This is a genomic window from Trinickia sp. (genome assembly GCF_057351765.1).
On the sequence record NZ_JBMRBK010000092.1, the window covers coordinates 45,069 to 66,345 of the forward strand.

Sequence of the window (21,277 nt, forward strand, 5' to 3'; positions counted from 1 at the left end):
GGGCTCCACGATGACGCCACGCCTCGTCATGCTGTCGTTGCTCGCTTTGAGTGCCTGCACCGTCGGCCCGGATTTCCACTCGCCGGCCGCACCGCGCGCGCAAGCGTATACGCGTGAGCCGATGCCGAGCGAGACAGTCGATCCGAGGGGGCCGGGCGGCGGCGCGCAGCGTTTCATCCGCTCGGACGCCGCGCCGCGCGCATGGTGGCGGGGCTTTGGATCGGGCGAACTCGACCGGCTCGTGGACGAAGCATTGCATCGAAGCCCGACAGTGGAGGCTGCGCGTTCTCGCCTGATCGCCGCGCGGGAGAACTACCGCGCGCAAGCAGGGCAGACAGAGCTGCCGAGCGTCGATGCGGGCTTATCGGCGACGCGCCGCAAAGTCGATCTCGCCTCGTTCGGGCTGGCCAACACGGCAAGCCCGCCGCCGTTTACGCTCTACGATGCGTCGGTCAGCGTGACCTATCTGCTCGACGTTTTCGGCGGCAACCGGCGTGCCCTCGAAGGAACGCGGGCGCAGGTGGACTATGCGGCATTCGAGCTCGATGCGGCGCGGCTTTCATTGGCGGGCAACGTGGTGTCGGCGGCGATTCGTCGGGCATCGTTGCGGCAGCAGCTGGCCTTGACGCGACAGCTCGCAGCCGCGCAAGCGCAGCAGCTCGGGATCATGGAGCGAAGGCAAGCCGCCGGCGGAGTGTCCGAGCTCGATGTGCACGCGCAGCGCACGCTATTGGCTCAAACGCGCGCGACGATACCGCCGCTCGCCGCGCAACTCGCGCAGACCGAGCATCGGCTCGCGGTGCTGGTCGGGCTGCCGAGCGCCGAGGCGGATATGGGCGATATCGCGCTCGACGAATTGCGCGTGCCCGGTACCGTGCCGGTCACACTGCCGTCGACGCTCGCGCGCGAGCGGCCCGATATTCGCGCTTCCGAAGCCTTGCTGCATCGGGCGAGCGCGGACGTGGGCGTGGCCACGGCGAATCTGTTTCCGCAGTTTTCGATTGCGGCGAGCGCGGGATCGGAACGCACGCATATCCGGGACATCCTGAAGCAGTTCAACGTCTGGAGCATCGGACTGAGCATGACCCAGCCGATTTTTCGCGGCGGCGCGCTGCGGGCGCAGCGACGGGCGGCGCAGGCCACCTACCAGGCGGCGCTGGCCGATTATCGCGAGACGGTGCTGCAGGCACTGCAACAGGTGGCCGATGCGTTGCAGGCATTGCAAAGCGATGCCGAAACGCTCGATATGCGCGACGCGGCGTCGCGCGAAGCCGAGGCGAGCCTGCACGTCGCCTCGGCTCGCTACGCGGCCGGAGGGATCAGCGAATTCGCGCTGATCGATGCTCAGCGTCAGGCGCTCGCGGCAGGTCTCGACCGCACGAAGGCCCAGGCGGATCGTCTTGCCGACACGGCGGCGCTTTATCAGTCGTTGGGCGGCTCGCCGCTCGAGCAGCGCGAGGCGCACGACGCACCGTCATTGCCTGCTCAGAATTGATAATCGACAGCGAAGTCGACGACGCCTGAGCCGCGGCGCTGAACGATCGGGCTATTGGCGGCCGAGCCGACGAGTTGCTGATATGCGACGTTGCCCGTCACGAGCCAATGTTTGTTCGCCATCCAGGTGGCGGCTACGCCGAACCCGACGGACTTGACGCCGGCCGAGGCGTGATACTGGCGCAGACCCGAGCGGGCGGATTCGTTGGCGTTGACGCCGAACCAGCTGTTCATATAGCGGGAGTCGGCAAACGTGACGGTCGGACCGGCAAACCAATTGAATTTTTCGGAACTTCCCGGCATCGGCATATAAGTGCCGAGATCCCCCACCCAACCGTTATCGCCGCCCATGGCGCGTCGCACGTCGGCGCGGACGACGAGCGGAAAGGTTTTTGACACGACATACTCGCCAAACAGGTGCATCGTGGGCGCCGGATTGATATTGTCCATACCGTGCAGATGATCGAGATCGTCGGCTGCACGCCGGCCGAGATCGTAGGACAACGCAATGCCGGCGCGCCAGTTCGGCCCCGTCACGACATTGGCACCCAGGCCTTCGCCCGTGGAAAAGAAGAAGCGATCGCGGTAGCGAATGTCGATGCTTGGCCCCGCGAGTATGTGGTAGCTGCTCGCCCCGTCATATCGCGGCTGAAAGCTGATCGACGGGCCGACGCGAATCCGCCAGGTAGGCAGTTGCGGCAGGAACATTTGTTCGAGCGTGATGCCGGACGAGTACTGCCACTGTGCGAGCGGTGACGGTGTTTGCGCGATGGCGGCAAGCGGGAGCATGGCAGCGCTCAGAAAGACGGCGAGGGCACCACGCGGTGCCGCTGTGGAGATCGACATGGTTCGTTCCTGGTTGCTTTGTTTATCGGATGCCGCGCTCGTACGACGTCAATCGTGCCAGAACCGGGAGCAATGTGCATGCCGAAGCGCACTGGGCGCCGGGCAGGTGCGTATTTTGCAGTGCCAGATGTTCGCGCGGTGTTGACGTACGACAAGGGAGCTGCTCGTGACCGACCCCAGCAAGGCCGATTCAAGCGAAGACGTCGTTCTTTGGCGAACGTTCCGGCCGGTGATGGCTCATCATCGCCGGGTGCTCGTCGTCGACGACTATCGCGACGCGGCCGAAGCGTTGCAACTTTTGCTCGATGCCGACGGTTTCGAATGCCGTGCAACGAGCGATCCGCTCGAGGCGTGTGCAATCGCGCGCGAATGGCAGCCGTTTGCCGCGCTGCTCGATATCGCGATGCCCGGGCTCGATGGGCTGGAGCTCGCGCGGCGGTTGCGCGCCGATCCGAGCACCGCGGACATGCTGCTGATCGCCTGTAGCGGCTATGCGTCGTCGCAGGACCGCGAACGCGCGCGCGAGGCCGGCTTCGACGCCCACTGCGCCAAGCCGCTGACACCGCAGTTGATCCTGCGTGTGCTGGAATTCACGAGCGCATGAGCCCGCGCCGACCGGCCGCGGCCTGTGCGCTGGCGCTCGCATTGGCGAGTGCGGCGGCGCACGCCCAGGACACCCAACGACTCAATCGCGGCAACGATCCGTTCCTTTCGATTTCGCAGGCGGTTGCCCATTGCCCCGAACCGCTCGGGCCGCTCGAAACGGAAAGCGAGTGGCGTGCCGAGAGCCACTGGCGTGTCGAACGCGGCAACAGCTGCTGGTGGGAGGGGCGGTGCCGGCTCTCGAACGGCTACCTCTATGACAAGGAAATCGCCGAGGCGGTCAAGCGGCGGCTCGCGAACATCGAATCCGCCACTCATTGGAAGGAAAAGACGACGCTGTGGTTGACCCTGCAACGCCGCTTCGTCTACGTGCAGGGTTGCGTTGGACCGGGGTTCGATAAAAAGACCTTCCTGTCCGAGCTCGCGAAGACGGCCGACGTCGAACGCGTCATCGACGACATGATGGACGATCCCGCCGGCAAGCCTCCTTACCGCACGCTTGCGCAGCCGGACGTGTTCCCGACGGATTCGAGCGAATGATGCGCGGCGCGCGGCCGTCAGCAAGGAGCGGCTACCGCGCGCGTCCGAACGCTTCGCGCAGCTTTCCCTTCGCGCTCTCGAGCACGCGCCGACGTGTCTTCGGCAAATTCCTGCCTGCGCGATTCAAATAGAAGTTCAGCATCGACATTGCGGATTGAAACGGTGTGCCGCGGCGTCGGCGGCTGGCGAGCGAGGAGCGTTTGAGCGACTGAGCGATCTCCTCGGCGCTGCCCGATTTGAAGATCCCCGACTCGAGATCGAGTGCGTCGCTCGTCTCCATGACGTGATGCGACCAGCGGTGGGGCGATTTGCGCGTTTTGCGGCTCGAGGCCTCGGCGTGGCGTTGCCGGGGTGGGTGACCGGAGCGGCGACGCGTCGACGAATGAGGTGTGGATGAATGAGCCATCGGTACGCCTTTCTGACAATCAGGTGGAATCGATTCACACGAGTTCGACTCCCACCCTCGATGCAACGTCCGTGCCGCCGCGCTCAGCCGGTTGCCCTCCCGCTGGCACGAGTGATGCGTGCGTGACGAAAGTGCGCGCCTTGCCCATAGCGACCGACCGCCGATGGCGCACCTGCCGGCGCGTCATCGATTTTCCTTCACACAACCGCGCAATCCCTGGAGAGGACCATGGCTCAACAACCGTTTCTGACCGACGTCAAAGAGATTCGCAAGCGAGCCCGAGAACACATTTCCGAGGGCGCCGTCACGGCCGGATACAAGGCTGACCGAGAGACTGTGCTCAAGCTGCTCAACGACGCACTAGCGACCGAGCTAGTCTGCACGCTGCGCTACCGGCGCCACTATTTCATGGCGAGAGGGATCCATTCGACAAGCGTTGCCGACGAATTCCTCCAGCATGCGCAAGAGGAACTGGGCCACGCGGATCAAATCGCGGAGCGCATCGTGCAACTGGGCGGCGAGCCGAATTTCTCGCCGGAGGGGTTGCTCTCGCGCAGCCATGCCGAGTACGTCGAAGGGGGATCGCTCGTCGAGATGATCCGCGAAGACCTGGTGGCCGAGCGCGTCGCGATCGACAGCTACCGCGAAATTATCGATTACCTCGGAGAAAAGGACCCGACGTCGCGCCGCATCATGGAATCGATACTTGCCGTGGAAGAGGAACATGCCGACGATATGGCCGACCTGCTTGAAGGATTGCCCGCCGAATTGAAGAAATGAGTGAGGAAACGAGGGAAAAGTGACGCTGGCACCGGGCTTGCTCGCGAGAAGGGATGAGATGCCGGAATGAGAGACGTTCATCACCTGTTCGAGGAGTTCGACTCATGAGCAAGACGCTTCAAGGATGCAAGGTTGCAATGCTGGCGATGGACGGCTTCGAAGAAGCCGAATTGATCGAGCCGAAGCGCGCGCTCTCCGAAGCGGGGGCGCTCGTCCACGTCATTTCGAAGAAGCCTGGACAGCTTCAAGGCTTCCAGCACGTCGAGCGCGGTGCGATGGTGACCGTCGACGCGACGTTCGACCAGGTGCGGCCCGAAGACTACGACGCCGTCATCTTGCCGGGTGGAGTCGTCAACAGCGACGCGATACGGACGGTCCCGGAAGCGCAGGCGTTCGTGCGCGCGCTCGACGAGGCCCACAAACCGGTGGCGGTGATTTGTCACGGTGCCTGGTTGCCTATCTCTGCCGGTATCGTCAAGGGACATACGATGACGAGCTGGCCGAGCTTGCAGGACGACCTGCGCAATGCCGGCGCGACCTGGGTCGACGAGGAAGTGGTCGAGGACGACAACTTCATCACGAGCCGCAAGCCGGACGATATCCCCGCCTTCAATCGGAAGATCATCGAGCGACTGGCGCGGCACGGTGCGCGCGCCTCTTGATGGAGTGAATGAACGCTGCGCGCGGCGGCCGGCAGCCGGCATCGGGGACCACATGGAGAAGCATTGATGCGTATCGACTACCCCGACGAGGAACCCGTTTTCGACGGAGCGCAGATGGTGGTGCGCTTCGCCGCGGTGGTCGACGGCGTGGAACTCGCCTGCGCTGTGACGGCCGAAGCGCTCGAGGATCATTTCGGCGCCCGTTCGGCGTTGCCCGAAGACATCCTGCGTGCCTATCATGAAGGAACGGAGCGCATCCGTTCCGTGTGCACGCGCGCGATCGAGGCCAACGACGGCGCGGCCGTCGTGCTGCGCAGCGGCCTGTTCAGGATGGACGACGCCTGAGGAGCCGAAAGCGGATCCAGGAACCGGTGCTCGATAAGGACTGCCAACCAATAAGGACTGCCAACCACACTGGAGGTCACGCCATGTCGCTGATCGTCGCAGGTCGGTTTACCACGTTTGCTCAGGCGGAAGCCGCCGCCGCGCGTCTCTTCGACGCGGGAATCGTTCAGGAAGACGTCACGCTATTTTTCGTCAATCCGCCGGGCCAGCATGCCCGGTTTCCCGTCGGTGGCGACGAATACGCCGACCGGCAGGCCTCGCGCAGTTCCGTCGGTGCCGGCAAAGGCGGTGTGATCGGCGCCGCGTTGGGCGCCGCGGTCGGCGTGGCGCTTTTCTCCGTGATCTCCGCTCCGTTCGTTGTCCTTATCGTTGCAGCGGGCGTCGGCGCGTACATCGGCTCGCTCGTCGGTGCGATGACGCATACGCGAGGCGGCGGCAAGGTGCCCGAGCGGCAGGTTCTGCATCAGGGCCATGGTTCCGGCGTGCTCGTTGCGGTACACGTGAGCCCCGACAACCAGGACACGGTGGCCCGGGTGCTGCGCGAGGCGGGCAGCCTCGAGATCGAGCGTGCGCATGGGCGCTGGCAGCACGGACGCTGGGCCGATTTCGATCCGACGAAAGACGTCGAACCCATGGACGCCTCGCGTGGCAGTGCAGCCGCGCAAGCGGCGTCCGGCCCGGAGCACGGTTCGCGCGCGCAGCCCGCGCAGCGTTGACACCCGCATCGTTCCTCCAGGAAAAAGATCATGCTCCGCTATGCCATCGTTTTCTTCGTGGTTGCGGTCATCGCCGCGATATTCGGTTTTACGGGTATCGCGGCGGGGGCGGCCGAAATCGCCAAGGTTCTCTTTTTCATCTTCGTTGTCATCTTCGTGGCGACGCTGTTGCTCGCCACGTTCCGATGACGAATCCGCCGATGCCGGGCACGTGATGCGCGGCGGCGCGTTTCGTGCTTGAAGGCAAGTATCGCCCGTTGCGCGAAAGGAGCCGCCATGTCACGCGTCATCTGGAAAGGTGCCATCAGCTTCGGCCTCGTGAACGTGCCGGTGCAACTGCATCCCGCCACGCGGCCCGAGCGTACGAGCTTCAACCTGCTCGATAAGGAAACGGCCGATCCGATCGGCTACAAGCAGATCAACAAGCGCACGGGCAAGGAGGTGTCCCGGGAAAACATCGTGCGCGGGTTCGAGTACGAAAAAGGACATTACGTGCTGCTCGCCGACGAGGAAATCCGCGCGGCGAGCCCCGAGTCGACTCAAACCGTCGATATTCTTTCGTTCGTCGAGGCCTATTCGGTCTCGTTCCTTTATCTCGATACGCCCTATTACCTCGTTCCGGAACGGCAGGGCAAGAAGGCCTATGCGCTCTTGCGCGAAGCGCTCGCGCAGACGGGCAAGATCGGCATCGCCAGTGTCGTGCTGCACAACAAGCAGCATCTGGCCGCGTTGATTCCCGCCGGCCCGGTGCTCGCGCTCAACACGCTGCGTTGGGGTGGAGAAGTGCTGGCTATCGACGAACTCGCCCTGCCGCCCACCGACGCCAAGAAAGCGGGCGTCAACGCACGCGAGGTCGAGATGGCCAAGAAGCTGATCGAGGACATGACCGAATCGTGGAATCCGGGCGAGTACCACGACACGTTTCGCGATGAAATTCTCGCGCTCGTCGACAAGAAGGTGCGCGAGGGCAAGACACGCGAGATCAGCGAAGCGGCCAAGGCACCCGCGCATCGGCGCGCAACCGCCGACGTCGTCGACTTGTCCGAACTGCTCAAGCGCAGCCTGGGGCGCGGGCGCGGCAAGCATGCGGCGTAGCAAGGGCACTGGCGCGTCGATCGTCGTCTGTATCGCGATGATGCGCCGGCCGATCCATCTCACCGACCGTCGGGATCGCTAGCATGGCTGGAAACCTCGATACCTACCGCAAAAAGCGCCGCTTCGGCGAGACGCCGGAGCCGGCCGGCGCAGCGCGCGCGCGCCGCGGACAGCATGAACTGTCTTTCGTGATCCAGGAGCACCACGCGCGGCGCCTGCATTACGACTTTCGGCTCGAACTCGACGGCACGCTTCATTCGTGGGCGGTGCCGAAAGGGCCGAGCCTCGATCCCTCCGTGAAGCGGCTCGCCGTTCACGTCGAGGACCATCCTGTGGAATATGGGTCGTTCGAGGGCGAAATTCCCGAAGGCAACTACGGCGCGGGGACGGTGCTCGTCTGGGACCGCGGCACCTGGGAACCGGCCGGGGGGCCGAAGGAGGCGCGCAAGGCTTATGAGGCCGGCCGGCTCAAGTTCACGCTCGATGGCCAAAAGCTTCACGGCGGCTGGGCGCTCGTACGCAGCGGTATGCGCGGCAGCGGCGACAAGGAGCAGTGGCTGCTCATCAAGGAGCGCGACGAGGAGGCCCGCAGCGAAGCGGAATTCGATGTGATCGTGGAGCGTCCGGGAAGCGTGCTCGGTAACGGTCATGACAAGGCGCGAGGCCGCGGCAAAGCTGCGACGACCGCACGCTCCAGGACGACGCGCGAGGCGAAGCAGGCCGGTCGGCTCGCGGTGCCCGCCAAGGCGCCGCACGCGGGCGAAAAGAAAAGCGGACGGCCCGATATCGTTGCGACACGCAGCTCGGAGTCGCTGCGCGAGCTCGCCCGCTCGCCGGCCATCGAAGGCGCGACGAAGGCGCCGTTGCCCGCCTCGCTGAAGCCGCAATTGGCGACACTCGTCGATTCGGCACCGACCGGCGACGATTGGTCGTACGAAATCAAGTTCGATGGCTACCGCATGCTGGTCCGCATCGATCGCAAGGATCGATCGAAGCCCGTGCGAGTGTTCACACGCAGCGGGCTCGACTGGACCGACAAGTTCAGCCGACAGATCGAAGCGTTGGCCGCGCTCGACGTGGAAACGGCGTGGCTCGATGGCGAAGCGACGGTGCTCGACGCGCGCGGCGTGCCCAGTTTCCAGGCGCTGCAAAACGCGTTCGATGCCAATCGGCCCCAGGAAATCGTCTTTTTCCTGTTCGATTTGCCTTACCTCAATGGCTACGATTTGCGCAAAGTGCCGCTCGTGCAGCGGCGCGCTTTGTTGCGTGCGTTGATGGAGGAGCCCGAACAGGAAACGATACGGTTTTCCGAGGATTTCGCGCTCGACGCGAACGACCTTTTGCGCAGTGCCTGCGAAATGGCGCTCGAGGGAATCGTCGGCAAGCGGCGCGACAGCGCCTATACCTCGACGCGCAGCGGCGCATGGATCAAGCTGCGCTGCCGGCGGCGGCAGGAGTTCGTGATCGGCGGATACACCGAGCCGTCTGGCAGCCGTACCGGTTTCGGCGCGCTGCTGCTGGGCGTCCATGACGTCAATGGCCGGCTGCACTACGCGGGGCGCGTCGGCACGGGATTCGACACGACGACGCTGCGTACCATCAAAAAGGCCCTCGACGAGCGCGAGACCGCTGAGATGCCGTTTGCCGAAATGCCGCGCGAGCGCAGTCGGACGCGCGTGCATTGGGTGAAGCCCGAGCTGGTCGCGGAATGTAATTTCTCGGAATGGACGAGCGAGCGCATCGTGCGTCAGGCATCGTTCATCAGCCTCAGGCAAGACAAGCCTGCGGACGAGGTCGCGCAAGAGACGCCGCGCAAAGGAGACCCAGTGCGTTCGCAAACGCGTGAACCGTCAGCCCCTTCGCCTGGCCGCAAGGCGCACCGTGGAACCTCGGGGCGGGCGTCGGCTCATCCAAGCTCGCGCCGCTCCTCGACATCGACCGATGAAACGACCGTCGCCGGTGTGCGAATTTCACATCCGGACCGTGTCATCGACGGCACTTCGGGATTTCGCAAGGGCGATCTCGCGCGTTATTTCGAATGGGTCGCGCCCTGGATGCTCGCTCATTTGAAGGACCGGCCGCTTGCGCTCGTGCGTGCGCCCGGGGGTATCGAAGGAGAACTTTTCTTTCAGAAGCACACGACGAGCCGGCTCGAGATTCCGCATATCACACAGCATGAAGGACTCGATCCCGGTCACCCGCCGCTGTTGACGATCGGCAGTGTCGAAGCGCTCGTCGGTGCGGCTCAGATGGGGACCGTGGAGTTGCACACCTGGAACGCCGTCGCCTCCAACATAGAAAAGCCCGACCGTGTCGTGTTCGATCTCGACCCCGATCCGAAGCTGGGCTGGGATCGCATGATCGAGGCGGCGCTGCTGACGCGCTCGCTGCTGCAGGAACTGGGGCTCGAGTCGTGGTGCAAGACGAGCGGAGGCAAGGGGCTGCACGTCGTCGTGCCGCTCGCGAAACAGGCGGGGTGGGACGACGTCAAGGCGTTTGCGCAGGCGGCCGCCCAGCACATGGCCGCCACGCTGCCCGATCGCTTCAGCGCGAAGATGGGGGCGCAGAACCGGCGCGGCCGCATCTTCGTCGACTATCTGCGCAACAACCGGGGCTCCAGCACGGTCGTCGCTTTTTCGCCGCGCGCGCGCGCGGGGATGGGCGTATCGGTGCCGCTCGCATGGGAAGAGGTCGAGCAGACGACGGGTGGCGCCCAGTGGACCGTCACGAATCTTCACGAGAGGTTGGACACGTTGCGGGCCGATCCGTGGGCCGACTATGCGAAAACGCGGCAGCGGATCACGCGCGAGATGCGCGACCGCCTGGGCATGGACAAGTCCCGCTGAGGCAGGGAAAGCCGCCGCCGCTGGGTCCGCTTTTTGCAGCCTTTTCTTGCGTTAGTGTCCGGCGCCCCGGGTGCCGATCGGCGCCGGACGCTGCTTCAGGGTTCAACGCATAGCGGAGGCAGGCATGGCGCAAACAGTAGGCGATTTCATCGTCGAAAGATTGCATCAATGGGGGGTGCGGCGAATGTACGGATACCCCGGCGATGGCATCAACGGGGTGTTCGGCGCGCTCAACCGCGCTGAGGGAAAGATCGAATTCATTCAGGCACGCCACGAAGAAATGGCGGCATTCATGGCCAGCGCGCATGCCAAGTTCACGGGCGAGCTCGGTGTTTGCATCGGGACTTCGGGGCCCGGTGCCGCGCACCTCGTGACGGGACTCTACGACGCGCGGCTCGATCATATGCCGGTGCTGGCCATCTGCGGCCAGCAGGCGCGTGCGGGGCTCGGCGCGCACTATCAGCAGGAAATCGACATCGCGTCCATGCTCAAGGATGTCGCAGGCGCTTATGTGCAGCAAGCGAGCGTGCCGGCGCAGGTGCGGCACATGGTCGATCGCGCCGTACGCATCGCGCTTGCCGAACGGCGGGTCACTGCCATCATCTTGCCGAGCGATCTGCAGGAACTCGATTACGCCCCGCCGGCGCGCAAGCACGGAACGGCGCACTCGGGCGTGGGCTATTCGCGGCCGTGCGTCGTGCCGGCGCCCACCGACCTCGCGCGGGCCGCCGATGTGCTGAACGCGGGCAGCCGCGTGGCGATGCTCGTTGGCGCGGGGGCGCTCAATGCAACGGACGAAGTCATCGCAATGGCCAAGAAGCTCGGAGCCGGCGTGACGAAGGCGCTGCTCGGCAAGGCCGTCGTGCCCGACGAATATCCGTGGGTGACGGGCTCCATCGGCTTGCTCGGCACCAAGCCGAGCTGGGAGCTGATGACGAATTGCGATACGTTTTTCATGATCGGCTCGGGCTTCCCGTATTCGGAATTCTTGCCGAAAGAGGGCGACGCGCGCGGCGTGCAGATCGACATCGATGCCGGCATGCTGAGCCTGCGCTATCCGATGGAGGTCAGCCTGGTGGGCGATGCCGCGCAGACGCTGCGCGCCCTGTTGCCGCTCATCGACCAGAAGGACGACGACGCCTGGCAAAAGCGTATCGCGCACTGGACCGAGGACTGGTGGGCGACGCTCGACAAGCGTGCGGGCGAAACGACGAAAACAGGTGTCAACCCTCAGCGCGCATTCACCGAGCTGTCACCGCGTCTGCCCCCCGACGTCATTTTGACGAGCGACTCAGGCTCATGCGCGAACTGGTTTGCGCGCGATCTGAAGATCCGCCGCGGCATGATGTGCTCGCTTTCGGGCGGCCTGGCATCGATGGGCGCTGCCGTGCCGTATGCCATCGCCGCGAAGTTCGCGCACTCGCAGCGGCCCGTCATTGCGATGGTCGGCGACGGCGCGATGCAAATGAACAATATGGCCGAGTTGATCACGGTCTCGAAGTATTGGAAGCAGTGGGCGGACCCGCGCTGGATCTGCATGGTTCTCAACAACGAGGACCTCAACCAGGTGACGTGGGAGCAGCGCGTCATGGAGGGCGATCCGAAGTTCGACGCGTCCCAGGTCCTGCCCAACGTGCCGTACCACCGCTTCGCCGAGCTGATCGGACTGAAGGGCATCTACGTCGATCGCCCCGAGGCGTTGGGCCCGGCGTGGGACGAAGCGCTATCGGCGTCGCAGCCGGTGGTGCTCGAGGTGAAGACTGACCCCGAAGTACCGCCGTTGCCGCCGCATATCACGCTCACGCAGGCGCGTCAGTTCATGCGCACGCTGATGGAAGGCGACCCGCGCGAAGGCAGCGTGCTCGTCAATACGGCCAAGCAAGTCATGGCGTCGGTCTTGCCGGGCAAAAAGGACTCCTGATAGGACTCCTGATCGATCGTCAAGGGGCGCGCCGCCGCAACAGCATCGCGGCGAGCGCGACGGCCACCGTGGCGCTCAGCGCGGCGCCGCGGTGCGTATCGAGCCACAGCGTGGCGCTCGTCGTTTTGGCTTGCGCATCGAAAGCGCCGCGCGTTCTATGTCGGCCGGCCACCGGCTGCCAGAGATCGACGGGGCGTGCCGGGTCCGCCGCGGTGTCGCGCTGCTGCGCCTCATAGGCGTTGCGCGCGAGATACCGATCGAGGCAACCCGGTGCAAGCTTGTTCGCAACGATCGCCTTGATCGACGACAGCCCTACCCACAACTCGCGCTTCGGATGCATGGCGGCATGAACGATGGCGCGTGCGGCGACCTCGGGCTGATAGATGGGCGGTACCGGACGCGGTGCGCGGGGCATGCGGTTCAGTGCCCAGTCGAACTGCGGCGTGTTGAGTGCCGGCATTTGGACCATCGTTACGCGGACCCGGCTTTTGTCGTGCAGCAACTCACAACGCAGGGCATCGGTGAAGCCGCGAATCGCGAACTTCGCGCCGCAGTAGGCCGATTGAAGCGGAATCGCGCGATAGGCGAGCGCCGAGCCGACTTGCACGATCACGCCGCGATTACGCGCGCTCATGCGCTTGAGCGCGGCCATCGTGCCCCAGACGTAGCCGAGGTAGGTGACTTCGGTCACGCGCGCGAATTCCGCCGGGGCGATATCGGCGACGGGCGAGAACACCGTCACCATCGCGTTGTTGACCCAGACGTCGATGGGGCCGAGCGTGGATTCGATTTGCGTGGCGGCGGCTTCGACGGCCTCCGCGGTGCTGACGTCGAGCGCGATTGACAACGCGCACACACCGCGCTCGCGCACCTCCTCGGCCGTTTGTTCGAGCGCGCCCGGGTCGCGCGCGAGCAGCGCCACATCGGAGCCCAGCCGCGCGAATTCGAGCGCCGCGGCCCGGCCGACGCCCGCACTCGCGCCTGTGACGACGACTACTTTCGGTATGCGAGAGCCGAGCATCGAGATATCCGTTTCGTCCGTTGATGGGGGCGTTCGGCGCCGCGCTCAGTTGCCGATTCGATCGAGGGTGAAGACTTGCTCGGCGTGCGTCCCATGGCGATCCGGGATAGCGATGGTCCCGCGAGGGACGACCTCCCAGCCGGCTCGCGTGGCGATAACGGGCATTGTCCCGCCCATGCGCGAGTCCCAGTCGACGAGTCCTTCGGGCGGCACGGGGATGCTGTCGTCGAGCGAGGCGTTCGAATAGATGACGTTGTCTTGCCATTGCGAAGCGCCACGTCGCGCTTCGAGACCCTTGCCGTCGGTGTCGACCGTATCGTCGGTTGCGGCCATGCCCGCATTGTCCACCGAATGGATTCGGGCATTGGCCCGCGCGACGGGGTCGCCCGTGTCCCCAGACGCTTGCCGGTGGAGGACGGGCAGCGGCGCAGGCTCTTTGGCCGCGACGGTCTGTGCCGATGTGGCGTGCCGCGCGGAACCGAACTCGCGTGCCTGCGTTGCGGCGTCCGGCGACGCGCCGCCGGCTGCTGGAGTCTTGGCGGGGCTCTTCGCCGCGATTTCGTTTTGCTGACTCTGGGTCGGGTTGTGTTCGTTGTTTTCCACGGTGCAGTCCTCCGCTGGAAGTTGCGTCCTGCTACATAAGACAAGACGATGCAACGATCGTGCCGCGCGGATCAGGGCCTGTAATCAGCGTGAACAGGCCCTTAAAGTTCGCCGCGGCCCCGCATCGTGGCGATGCGGTCGGCCGTGCGGCACGCAATGGCCTGAATCGTCAGAGACGGATTGACGCCGCCTACCGTCGGAAAAACGGAGCCATCGCAGATCCAGAGATTGGGGATATCCCAGCTTCGGCAGTCCGCATTGACGACGCTCGTGCGCGGATCGTCGCCCATGCGGGCGGTGCCGTTCAGATGGCAAGTGTCGTCGAGTTGGCGCCAGACCTCTTTCGCGCCGGCGGCGACGAGCGCATCGCTCATATAGTCGAGCGCGTGGCCGATGAGCCGTTTGTCGTTCTCGCATAGGGAATGCGTGACGCGAGCGATAGGCAAGCCGAGCGCATCCTTTTCCTCGGCGAGCGTGACGCGGTTGCGCTCTTGCGGTAGCGTCTCGCCCACCATCTTCAGTCCAGCCTGATGGTTGTACTTCGACATCTCCTCGTGCAACGCCTCGCCCCAGAGCCCCCGGCCCGCTTGAACGTAGGCCCATACGTGAGGCAGCGGCCCCTGGCTCATATAGCAATAACCGCCGAAGAAATCCTTGCCCTTGTCCTCGTAGTTCCAATGCTCGGTCAATGCGAGCGACGGCGGCCCCTTGTACCAGCGAATCTCGTCGTCCATGACGCCCCACGCTGCTTGATTCGCCTGCACCATCAGGTTTTTGCCGACGAGGCCCGAGCGATTCGTGAGCCCCTCCGGGAAACGGGACGTCGCCGACATCAGCAGCAATCGCGGCGTCTCGATCGCATAGCCGGCGACTACGACGTTGCGTGCCCGCTGGAACTGCCAGCGGCCTTCGCGGCAATATTCGACACCGGTCACGCGGTCGTCGCTGCCGACATCGATACGCCCGACCATCGCCAGATCGCGAATCTCGGCGCCCGCGGCCACGGCGCGCGGAATCCAGGTGACGAGCGCGCTCTGTTTCGCGTTCGTCGCGCAGCCCGATACGCAGAATCCGCGATATACGCACGGGTGCGCCCGGCCGCGCGGCGCGGACAGCGTGGCCAGCGGCGTCGGGGTCCAATCGATGCCGAGCGCTTCGGCGCCGCGCGCCAGCACCAGCGCGGGTGCATTCAGTTCGTGGGCGCGGTAGGGGTAACGCGGTCGGGGCGGGCCCCACGGATAGCGGACCGGCCCCGAAATCTTGAGTGCCTCTTCGACCTCGGTGTAATAGCGCCACATCTCGCGCCAATCGAGCGGCCAGTCGGCGCCATAACCGAGCAACGTACGCGACTTGAACCATTCGGGCCGAAAGCGCAGCGAGACCATTGCGAAGTGCACCGTGCTGCCGCCGACGGCTCGCCCGCTGTTGTTGCTGCCGAGCTGGAGCGGATCGTCGCCGTCGCAGATGCGCTCCTCGGTCCAGTAGAGCTTGGCCTGATGCGTTTCGTCCGATGCGAACTCCTCGAGCGGACGCCACCATGCGCCGGCATCGAACGCGACGACCGAGAACCCGAGTTCGGCAAGCCGGCAGGCGAGCGTGCCGCCACCCGCACCCGTACCGACGATGGCGAAATCGACGGGCTCGTCCTGAGAATACTCGCGCATCGGCACCCAGCCGCCGATCGTGAAGACGTCGGGCGCGCGGCCGTTTTTGCCGCGCGGCGTATGCATGGCTTCATCGAACACGGCCGTTCTCCCGACGCGCCTTCTCCTCTTGTCCCGGGCGAGCCTCCACGGGCTCCCACGCATCGCGTCTGTTCGCCTGCATGCGGACGTACCCGCGCGGATTGGCGGGGCCGCCGAAGCCGATCTCGCTCCATGCGTGCGGGTGCGAATAGTAAGCCGAGGCGATGTCGACCATCAGACGCAAGCGGAAGAAAACGTCGCTGCCCATGCCCTGCCATGCAGGGCTTTGCAGTTCGCCCGTCTGCATGCGGCGAAGGACATCGCATTGCGCGTTTTCGTCGATATCGGCGAACGCGGCGCCATACAACGTCTGCGATTCGGCATCGATCGCGGCGAGCGCGATTTCCCATGCCTCGCGCAGTGGGGGAAGGCGTGCGTCGCGATATCCGTCGCGCGTATCCTGGTCGAGCCGCGTATCGACGAGGCCCGCTACCGGTATCCGCGGCGCTGCGAAGCGCCGATGCGCAACGTCGACCGACGGGTCGAGCGAGTGCGGAACGATCACGGCACACAGCGCCTGCAACGCGCGCCATTGCGTGTCGTTGCAAAAGCGCGGCGCGTTGGGTTGGGCGAGGCGTTCGTCGATGACGGCACGCGTGACATCGTCCCACGACGGGGTGTCGCGCAGCTTCAGTACGTCGTAGCCGGGGTAGGGCGACGCAAGGGGGTGTTTCGGGTTCATCGCTCGGTCTCCCGGAGGCGAAGCGCGGCCAGGCCGGCCGTCGCGAGCGCGGTGAAGCTCGGCGGGGCGGGCAGGGGCGGTCCGCTCAATACGTTTTGCGACCAGTTGCGCCAGCCGCCCTGATAGCGCGCGACGCCGCGTGCGTGGAACGCCACGCCCAGCGCGCCGAGCGCGGCGGTGACGCGCAGCCACGCGCGGGTCCACCAACGCACGCGCGGCTCGCCGAGCGCCGCGCGAGCCAGCAACGCCGCCGCAACGGGCGGCACGGCGACGGGCGCATACATGGCCCGGTGCTGGAACGAGCCCCGAAAATGCAGCAACGCAACTTCGCCGACAGTCCCCGCCAAGCCGACCGCACTCAATAACGCGAGCGCCTTGCCGGCGGGCAGCCCGAACAGACGCGGGTCCTCGAGCGGTTCGTCGCGCAGCGTCTCGCCGACGGCGCCGAGCGTGCCCGACAGCAGTAGCGCCATCGGCGCGCCGAGCGGCGCACCGTAAAAGAGGTTGTGCCAGCTCCAGCCGCCGGGACGTTTCGTCACGTTATAAAGATGAAAGCCGGTACCGGCGATGCCAACGCCGGCAGCGGCCAGATAAATCGCGCGGCGCAACCCGTGCGTGCTGGGCGATTCATCCGTGCCGCCATGTACCCCGGCAGCGAGACAGAGCGCGCCGGCCGCGAGCGGAACGAACATCGCCGGGTTGGCATAGGAGCCGCGATAGTGTTCGATGGCCGAATCGGTCAGCGCCGACCAGGCAAGCAATGCCGAGCTGCGGTTGAAGCTGCGTGCGGCGGCAATGTGCGTGGCGATTTGCGAAGCGGGAACGTGCCTGGAGCGCTCGTCGTGCCGCGGCCGGCTCGGCGCGGGGACGGCGCCATCGCGGGTGTCGTTTTCTGCGCGACCGGCACGGTGCGGGACCCGGCGTACGTTCATCTTCGAATGCGACGCGGCTGCGGCAGCGAGCGCCACGACGCCCAAGGCGGCAAGCCATCCGTGGTTCGATCCGTTCATCGGGTTGTCGGCTCCTTCATACCGCGAAACGTTGCGCGTCGCGGTGCTTGAATTCGAGGCCGCACCCCGGGCGCGAGAGATCGGGCCGGATGACGCCGTCGCGCGCGACGGGCGCGCCGTCGAACAGCATGGCTTCGATGCGCACATGGTCGTGAAACCACTCGACATGACGCAGGCCGGGCGCCGCGGCCGCGACGTGCAGATGCAGCGCCGGGGCGCAGTGTGCGGACAACGGGATATGCCATGCGTCGCAGAGCGCGGCCGCTTTGAGAAAGCCGCTCACGCCGCCGCATCGGCTCGCGTCGGCCTGCATCACATCGACCGCTTGCGCTTCGAGCATGCGGCGGAAATCGTCGGGGTTATAGGCATATTCGCCGGCCGCGATGTCCATTGCCGGCGGTGCACGACGTCGCACGGCGTGCAGCCCGGCGAGATCGTCGGAAGAAACGGGTTCCTCGAACCAGGTGACGTCGCACTCGGCGAAGCGCTGCGCGCAATCGAGTGCGGATTTGACAGAAAGCGCGCCGTTCGCATCGACGAAGAGCGCGGCGGCGTCGCCGATCGCCGCGCGCGCGCATACGACGCGCTCAGGATCGCGAGCCGGCTCGCTGCCGACTTTCATCTTGACGGCGCGGCAGCCGTTCTCGCCCACCCATCGCTCGAATTGCTCTCGCAGCTGCTCGTCGCTATAGCTCGTAAAGCCGCCGCTGCCATACACCGGTACGGCTTCGCGTATCGGTCCGCCGAGCAATCGTACGAGCGGCAATCCGGCGAGTCTCGCTTGCAGGTCCCACAGCGCGCAGTCCACGGCCGAAATGGCCGTGGCGGCGACGCCGGCGCGGCCGATGTTGCGCACGCGGCGCCAAAGCCGCTGCGTGAGCGCACGCGCGCAGCCCGCGTCGCCATGAAGCAGCTCGGGGGCGAGCGTTTCGCGAATCAATGCGACGGCGCAGGCATCGGTGTACGTATATCCGATACCGGTGCAACCGCCTGCGTCGATCTCCACGACGATGAGCGTCGTGGCATGCCATTCGAACGTGCCGTCGGCTTCGGGCGCATCGGTCGGTATCGTGAAGGCGTGCGCGCGGACGGCCGCGATCGGGGTCGTGTCGCGGCTTGGTGCCTTCGGGGAGTCAGCACGGCGTGTGGAGTGGTCGGCAACGCTCATTTTCAGCGGAATCGGTAAACGCTTACCCAACGCCACCGACACGCAAGCCGCATGCCGCGCTGCGCCGGCCCAGCGGGAGGCCCCGCCGCGAGGCCGGGGGCGCGCGAGGCGGCCCGGGCATGAACGATGCGTGGCATTGCGTGGCCCCGGCGCCGATCCGCGAGTTACAGGCGGCCGGTGGTCAACTTTTACAGACGATGGCAATGGTCATGCACGGCTGCGTTGCGGGTGTCGTCAGGCATGTGCCATGCGCGAATCGCAGGGTCCTTGAGGACGGAGGATTTGCCATGAGCAGCGATACCAGCAAGAAGGGCGAGCAGTCGAAGCACGAGGAGGACCTCATCGACAAGTCGGTCGAGGATACCTTTCCCGCCAGCGACCCACCTGCCGTCGGCGGCACGACGAAGATCGGTTCGAAAGACGATAAAGGGGGCAAGGATCGCGATAAAAGCGACAGCACCCCCAACGGCAGCGAGGATGGCACCGGGGGCAGCGAAGACAAAGGCACTGCCGCACCGACAGGCCGTCCCCCCGCACGCTGAGCGATGAAGACGGCGCCGCTCGAATACCTGGCGCATGCCGCTGGGCCGGCGAGCTTGCCGACGCAACGGCTCGAGTGGGCGCTCATCGCGCTCGTGAGCGCGGTCATGATCGTCGTGGCCGCGCTGCTCGTAGCCGCACTCATGCGTCGACGCGGGAGCGGGCGGCCCGATGCGATCGGAGCCGAAGCGGGGGGCATGTCGTGGATCTACATCGGCACGGGTGTGTCGTCGCTCGCGTTGTTCGCCGCATTGATCTATGTGATGGCGACGCTCGAATCGGTGGCCGCGCCGCGCGTGGCGCCCGCGCTTCAAATCGATGTCACGGCTTATGACTGGTGGTGGAAGGTGGAGTACCCGGATGCCGACGATGCCTCGCGCAGCTTCGCGACTGCGAACGAAATTCATATCCCCGTCGGCGTACCGGTTCAGATCAAGCTGCGCAGCGCCGACGTCATCCATGCCTTCTGGGTTCCGCAATTGGCCGGCAAGACCGAGATGATCCCGGGGCAGATCAACGAGCAGTGGATAGAGGCCGATGCGCCGGGCGTCTATCGCGGGCAGTGCTCGCAGTTTTGCGGCGCGCAGCATGCGCATATGGCGTTCGAGGTCGTCGCGCAGCCGCCGGCGGAATTCGATGCATGGCGGCGGGCGCAGGCGCGCGATGCGTCGCCCGCCGCTCAGTCGGCCGCGATCAATGCAGGCAAGCGTCTGTTCGGCGAGCGCTGCGCCGGATGCCACGCTGTTCGCGGTACCGATGCGGCGGGCGCGCAAGCGCCCGATCTTACGCATCTGGGCTCGAGACGGTTGATCGCCGCGGGGCAGTTGCCCAACACCGCTGCCAATCGGCTCGATTGGATCCAGCATGCCCAGCGCATCAAGCCCGATTCGATGATGCCTTCGATGGCGCTGTCCGCCTCGGATGCGAGCGCGCTGTCCGCCTATCTGGCGACGCTTCAATGAACCGGGACTCAACGAGGAACAAGCGAGAGATAGCCGATGTCCGATACGCCCGCCCCTGCATTGTCCGGCGATTCGCCGGAAACCATGCGGCTTTCGAGGCCGCTCGTGCGCGAGTCCATCGATGCCGACCGTGCCGAGCGCCTTGCCGAAATCTGGGAAACGCGGCCTGGGTGGCGGGGCTGGTTTTCCACTGTCGATCACAAGACGATCGGCCTGCGCTATCTGGTGACGTCGTTTCTCTTTCTGTTGCTGGGAGGCGTCGAAGCGCTCGTCATGCGCGTGCAGCTCGCCCAGCCGAACGCGACCGTGCTTTCGCCGGAACAGTACAACCAACTGTTCACGATGCACGGCATCACGATGATCTTTCTCTATGCATCGCCGGTGCTGTCGGGCTTTTCGAATTTCCTGTGGCCGCTCGTACTCGGTGCGCGCGATATGGCTTTCCCGCGGCTCAACGCGTTTTCCTATTGGGTTTTCCTGTTCGCCGGCATCTTCTTGTATGCGAGCTTTCCGCTCGGTGAAGCGCCGAATGCGGGTTGGTTCAATTACGTACCCCTATCGGAATTGACCTACGATGTCGGGCCGAACATCGATGTCTATTCGCTGGGCATGGTGCTGCTCGGCATTTCGACGACGGTGGGGGCGGTCAATTTCGTCGTTACGCTGCTGAGAATGCGCGCGCCGGGCATGTCGATCGATCGCATTCCGGTGCTCGTATGGGGCACGTTGACCGCATCGGGCGCCAATCTCTTCGCGGTGCCGTCCGTGAGCCTCGCGTTCCTCATGCTGTGGCTCGATCGCCGTATCGGCACGCATTTTTTCGATGTCACCGCCGGCTCGCATGCGCTCTTATGGCAGCACATGTTCTGGATATTCGCGCATCCGTGGGTCTATGTTGTCGTGCTGCCGGCCATGGGCATCGTCTCCGATGCGCTGCCCGTGTTCTGCCGGCGGCCGCTCGTGGGCTACGGGCCCGTGGCGATATCGACTGTCGCGACGATGGTGATCGGCTTCGTCGTCTGGATCCATCATATGTTCGCCACCGGCCTGCCGCCGCTCGCGCTGTCCTTTTTCGGCGCGGCGAGCATGGTGATCTCGATTCCGAGCGCCGTCGCAACGTTTGCATGGATTGCGACGATCTGGACGGGACGCCCCGTTTTTCGCGTGCCGTTTCTGTTCTTCGCCGGTTTCGTACTGCTGTTCGTGATCGGCGGCGTCTCGGGCGTGATGACGGCTGCCGTGCCGCTCGACTGGCAGTTGACCGATACCTATTTCGTCGTCGCGCATCTGCA

The 21,277-nt window shown here is 65.3% G+C and carries 21 protein-coding genes and 1 pseudogene; 14 read left to right on the top strand and 8 right to left on the bottom strand.

Going from position 1 to position 21,277, the window contains the following annotated elements:
- Window positions 1–10 precede the first annotated feature (10 nt).
- On the top strand, window positions 11–1,495 hold the full coding sequence (locus ACO1XS_RS25290) for an efflux transporter outer membrane subunit (RefSeq protein WP_486391976.1): 1,485 nt from the start codon (window positions 11–13) through the stop codon (window positions 1,493–1,495).
- Here ACO1XS_RS25290 and ACO1XS_RS25295 read toward each other — a convergent pair.
- Entirely contained in the window at window positions 1,486–2,340 is an 855-nt protein-coding gene (locus ACO1XS_RS25295; RefSeq protein WP_331568010.1) for a MipA/OmpV family protein, read from the bottom strand. The genes ACO1XS_RS25290 and ACO1XS_RS25295 overlap by 10 nt on opposite strands.
- A gap of 166 nt (window positions 2,341–2,506) precedes the next feature.
- Between ACO1XS_RS25295 and ACO1XS_RS25300 the strand changes: the two genes are divergently transcribed.
- A complete protein-coding gene (locus tag ACO1XS_RS25300; RefSeq protein ID WP_173256999.1) occupies window positions 2,507–2,944 on the top strand; it encodes a response regulator in 438 nt (145 codons plus the stop codon).
- Window positions 2,941–3,483: a hypothetical protein gene (locus ACO1XS_RS25305; RefSeq protein WP_331568008.1), complete on the top strand. Its 543-nt coding sequence runs from the start codon at window positions 2,941–2,943 to the stop codon at window positions 3,481–3,483. Before ACO1XS_RS25300 ends, ACO1XS_RS25305 begins: the two co-directional genes overlap by 4 nt.
- A gap of 31 nt (window positions 3,484–3,514) precedes the next feature.
- On the opposite strand, the gene ACO1XS_RS25310 is transcribed toward ACO1XS_RS25305, so the two are convergent.
- Window positions 3,515–3,889: a DUF3175 domain-containing protein gene (locus ACO1XS_RS25310; RefSeq protein WP_440559619.1), complete on the bottom strand. Its 375-nt coding sequence runs from the start codon at window positions 3,887–3,889 to the stop codon at window positions 3,515–3,517.
- A gap of 228 nt (window positions 3,890–4,117) precedes the next feature.
- Here ACO1XS_RS25310 and ACO1XS_RS25315 point away from each other — a divergent pair, with 228 nt between their 5' ends.
- From ACO1XS_RS25315 to ACO1XS_RS25350, 8 genes and pseudogenes are all read left to right on the top strand, one after another.
- A complete protein-coding gene (locus ACO1XS_RS25315; RefSeq protein WP_331568006.1) occupies window positions 4,118–4,669 on the top strand; it encodes a ferritin-like domain-containing protein in 552 nt (183 codons plus the stop codon).
- A 104-nt stretch (window positions 4,670–4,773) separates the two neighbouring features.
- Entirely contained in the window at window positions 4,774–5,331 is a 558-nt protein-coding gene (locus ACO1XS_RS25320; RefSeq protein WP_331568005.1) for a type 1 glutamine amidotransferase domain-containing protein, read from the top strand.
- 66 nt (window positions 5,332–5,397) lie between these two features.
- A complete protein-coding gene (locus ACO1XS_RS25325; protein ID WP_486391977.1) occupies window positions 5,398–5,676 on the top strand; it encodes a DUF1488 family protein in 279 nt (92 codons plus the stop codon).
- Between the two features lie 83 nt (window positions 5,677–5,759).
- Entirely contained in the window at window positions 5,760–6,392 is a 633-nt protein-coding gene (locus ACO1XS_RS25330; RefSeq protein WP_331573868.1) for a hypothetical protein, read from the top strand.
- Window positions 6,393–6,422: 30 nt separating this feature from the next.
- Complete coding sequence (locus ACO1XS_RS25335) at window positions 6,423–6,581, top strand: DUF1328 domain-containing protein (protein ID WP_331573870.1); 159 nt, start codon at window positions 6,423–6,425, stop codon at window positions 6,579–6,581.
- Between the two features lie 87 nt (window positions 6,582–6,668).
- Window positions 6,669–7,484, top strand: a pseudogene (gene ku, locus ACO1XS_RS25340) (non-homologous end joining protein Ku); the annotation flags it as partial.
- A gap of 86 nt (window positions 7,485–7,570) precedes the next feature.
- Entirely contained in the window at window positions 7,571–10,333 is a 2,763-nt protein-coding gene (gene ligD, locus ACO1XS_RS25345) for a DNA ligase D (RefSeq protein WP_486391978.1), read from the top strand.
- Window positions 10,334–10,457: 124 nt separating this feature from the next.
- On the top strand, window positions 10,458–12,254 hold the full coding sequence (locus ACO1XS_RS25350) for a thiamine pyrophosphate-requiring protein (protein ID WP_486391979.1): 1,797 nt from the start codon (window positions 10,458–10,460) through the stop codon (window positions 12,252–12,254).
- Window positions 12,255–12,273: 19 nt separating this feature from the next.
- Here the strand turns inward: ACO1XS_RS25350 and ACO1XS_RS25355 are convergent, their stop codons facing one another.
- The 6 genes from ACO1XS_RS25355 to ACO1XS_RS25380 form a co-directional block, all read right to left on the bottom strand.
- Window positions 12,274–13,275, bottom strand: a complete 1,002-nt coding sequence (locus tag ACO1XS_RS25355; protein WP_486391980.1) for an SDR family oxidoreductase — start codon at window positions 13,273–13,275, stop codon at window positions 12,274–12,276.
- Between the two features lie 45 nt (window positions 13,276–13,320).
- Complete coding sequence (locus ACO1XS_RS25360; RefSeq protein WP_486391981.1) at window positions 13,321–13,878, bottom strand: DUF3005 domain-containing protein; 558 nt, start codon at window positions 13,876–13,878, stop codon at window positions 13,321–13,323.
- Window positions 13,879–13,979: 101 nt separating this feature from the next.
- Window positions 13,980–15,623: a GMC family oxidoreductase gene (locus ACO1XS_RS25365; RefSeq protein ID WP_486391982.1), complete on the bottom strand. Its 1,644-nt coding sequence runs from the start codon at window positions 15,621–15,623 to the stop codon at window positions 13,980–13,982.
- Window positions 15,613–16,305, bottom strand: coding sequence for a gluconate 2-dehydrogenase subunit 3 family protein (locus ACO1XS_RS25370; protein ID WP_331573884.1), 693 nt, complete (start codon window positions 16,303–16,305; stop codon window positions 15,613–15,615). The genes ACO1XS_RS25365 and ACO1XS_RS25370 overlap by 11 nt, the downstream gene beginning before the upstream one ends.
- Window positions 16,302–17,315 carry a hypothetical protein gene (locus tag ACO1XS_RS25375; protein WP_486391983.1) on the bottom strand — a complete coding sequence of 338 codons (1,014 nt, stop codon included), beginning with the start codon at window positions 17,313–17,315 and terminating at the stop codon, window positions 16,302–16,304. Before ACO1XS_RS25375 ends, ACO1XS_RS25370 begins: the two co-directional genes overlap by 4 nt.
- A 16-nt stretch (window positions 17,316–17,331) precedes the next feature.
- On the bottom strand, window positions 17,332–18,483 hold the full coding sequence (locus tag ACO1XS_RS25380; protein ID WP_486391984.1) for an enolase C-terminal domain-like protein: 1,152 nt from the start codon (window positions 18,481–18,483) through the stop codon (window positions 17,332–17,334).
- 287 nt (window positions 18,484–18,770) lie between these two features.
- Here ACO1XS_RS25380 and ACO1XS_RS25385 point away from each other — a divergent pair, with 287 nt between their 5' ends.
- The 3 genes from ACO1XS_RS25385 to ACO1XS_RS25395 all read left to right on the top strand — a co-directional run.
- Window positions 18,771–19,025 carry a hypothetical protein gene (locus ACO1XS_RS25385; protein ID WP_331569182.1) on the top strand — a complete coding sequence of 85 codons (255 nt, stop codon included), beginning with the start codon at window positions 18,771–18,773 and terminating at the stop codon, window positions 19,023–19,025.
- A 3-nt stretch (window positions 19,026–19,028) separates the two neighbouring features.
- Complete coding sequence (coxB, locus tag ACO1XS_RS25390; protein WP_440563639.1) at window positions 19,029–19,985, top strand: cytochrome c oxidase subunit II; 957 nt, start codon at window positions 19,029–19,031, stop codon at window positions 19,983–19,985.
- An 84-nt stretch (window positions 19,986–20,069) separates the two neighbouring features.
- Window positions 20,070–21,277, top strand: a 1,208-nt coding sequence (locus ACO1XS_RS25395) for a cbb3-type cytochrome c oxidase subunit I (RefSeq protein ID WP_486391987.1), incomplete at its 3' end; no start/stop codon positions are given.